Origin of the sequence: Xenorhabdus littoralis (assembly GCF_033949345.1) — a bacterium.
Lineage (GTDB): Bacteria > Pseudomonadota > Gammaproteobacteria > Enterobacterales > Enterobacteriaceae > Xenorhabdus > Xenorhabdus littoralis.
The window spans coordinates 1-216 of the sequence record NZ_VCDP01000319.1 but is presented as its reverse complement, the minus strand read 5'-3'; the positions used below and the strand labels follow the sequence as shown (position 1 = coordinate 216).

Sequence of the window (216 nt, the reverse complement as noted above, 5' to 3'; positions counted from 1 at the left end):
TGAAGAGTTTGGTATTTTGAATAAGAATCAAGTTATAACCGATATATCTCCTGAAAATGGAGGGGATAATAAGGCGATTGAAGAGTTAAAGGAATTGATTTTAATGCAGAATAATAAAATCGATGAATTAACTATTAAATTAAATGAACAATCAAATCAAACTAAGATGATTGAAACAAGCGTTGGAGATAGAGATCAGCAATTAGTTAGATTAAT

General features: G+C 28.2%; 1 protein-coding gene. It reads left to right on the top strand.

The features are described 5' to 3' along the window. Positions 1-16: 16 nt before the first annotated feature. Positions 17-216, top strand: a 200-nt coding sequence (locus tag FE394_RS19740; protein ID WP_319927997.1) for a hypothetical protein, incomplete at its 3' end; no start/stop codon positions are given.